Raw genomic sequence first — 513 nt, forward strand, 5'->3', positions numbered from 1 at the left:
TCCCAAGACCAGTGTGGGGAAGATCGACAAGAAGCTCTTGCGAGACAAAGTGGCCAGTGGCCATATCAAGGTCGAGAAGGTATTCGGCTTTGCGACCGAGTAATGCTGACATGGAACAGGATCTCGCCATCAAGACTTCTTCGGACATCAAACAGAGGATGACGCAGGCAGAGCGCACGGCGTTGTCGGATGCGCGCATGCTCGAGGCCGCCACCGAGCTCATCGTCGAACATGGAACGCACAACACCACGCTGCGCGAGGTCGGCGAACGCGCCGGATACAGCCGGGGCCTGGCAAGCAACCGTTTCGGCTCGAAGGAAGGTCTGTTCAGTCAGCTGGTACGCGACTTCAATCGCCGGTGGGCGGCCGAACTGCAACGTACAGTGGGCGACAGCACCGGTCTGCCCGCATTTCAGGCTGCGCTCGACGCCGTCGAACACTTCCTGCTCAATCGGTCCAATGAGATGAAGGCTCTCTACATCCTGTGGTTCGAATCGATGTCGAGCCACGACG

The 513-nt window shown here is 59.1% G+C and carries 1 protein-coding gene; it reads left to right on the forward strand.

All coding sequences use genetic code 11. The annotated features are described in order from the left end of the window. Window positions 1–110: 110 nt before the first annotated feature. The coding region (locus tag LK12_RS23310) for a TetR/AcrR family transcriptional regulator (RefSeq protein WP_039290672.1) at window positions 111–513 on the forward strand (403 nt) is incomplete at its 3' end.

It is taken from the genome of Novosphingobium malaysiense, assembly GCF_000802225.1.
Classification (GTDB): Bacteria; Pseudomonadota; Alphaproteobacteria; order Sphingomonadales; family Sphingomonadaceae; genus Novosphingobium; species Novosphingobium malaysiense.